This is a genomic window from Cellulomonas biazotea, from assembly GCF_004306155.1.
Lineage (GTDB): Bacteria > Actinomycetota > Actinomycetes > Actinomycetales > Cellulomonadaceae > Cellulomonas > Cellulomonas biazotea.
Genome location: NZ_BIMR01000456.1, coordinates 1 through 1106 on the forward strand (window position 1 = coordinate 1; position 1106 = coordinate 1106).

Consider the following 1106-nt stretch of genomic DNA (forward strand, 5'->3'; position numbering starts at 1 on the left):
GGCTCCTGCTGTGGCGCGGCGTCCCGCCGCTCGTCGGCGTCGCGCTGGGCGCCGCACGCCGGTCCCGCACGGCCGGTCCGCTGCTCGCGATGGCGCGCGCCCGCACCACGGGCGCCGTCCTGCCGTTCGTCGCGCTCGTCGTCCTCACCACGCTCGTCGCGCTGTGCGCCGCGCTCGCCGGCACCGCACGGGCCGGTCAGGTGGACGGCGCGTGGGACGCCGTCGGCGCCGACGTCGTGGTGCGGACGACGTCGCCCGACGCGTCCCTGGAGGACGTCGCCGCGGCGCTGACGGCGGCCGACGGCGTCGACGCGGTCGCCGTCGGCCGGGCGCAGGACGAGCGCCAGCTCTTCGGCGTGCGCGGCGTCGACAGCGTGCGGGTGCTCGTGGTCGACCCCGTTCGCTACGCCGACCTGCTCGCCCGCACGCCGTTCGGTGCCGCAGACCAGCTCACGACGCTCGCCGACGCGTCCGCCGACGCGCGGACCCGCACCGCTCCCGGGCCGCTGCCCGCGCTCGTCCCCGCCGGGCTCCTCGGCGCCGAGCCGTCGCTGCGGTGGGGGGACGTCACGGTCGACCTCGAACCCGTCGGCGAGGTCCCCACGCTGCCCGCGCAGCAGCCCGCGAGCGCCTCCCCCACCGTCGTCGTCGACCGTGCGGCGCTGACGTCGGTCGTCACGGCCCTCGTGGAGGTGCGGGCCGAGCGGACCACCTCCCGCCCCGCCGGGACCGCGCACACGGCGGTCGACCCGGACACGGTGTGGGCCGTCGGACCGGGAGCGGCGACCGCAGCCCGGTCGGCGGCGAGCACCGTCGGCGCCGAGGACCTGAGCCGAGCGCAGTGGCTCGCCGACCGGCGGTCGGACCCCCTCGGCAGCGGGCTGGTCGGGCTCGTCGTCCTCGCGGCAGCGGTGTGCGCCGCACTGGCGTCGACGGTCGTCGTCCTCGATGCCGCCGCCTCCGCCCCCGGGCGCGCCCGGTCCCTCGCGACGGCCCGCGTCCTGGGTCTGCGCGGTCGGGCCGCGGGACGGGTCGCGGCCGGCGAGCTGCTGCCGCCGCCGGTGGTCGCCGCGGCCGGGGGCGTCGTGATCGGCGTCCTGCTCGTC

At 79.7% G+C, this 1106-nt stretch carries 1 protein-coding gene; it reads left to right on the forward strand.

The features are described from left to right. The coding region (locus CBZ_RS21240; protein ID WP_218022836.1) for a hypothetical protein at positions 1-1106 on the forward strand (1106 nt) is incomplete at both ends.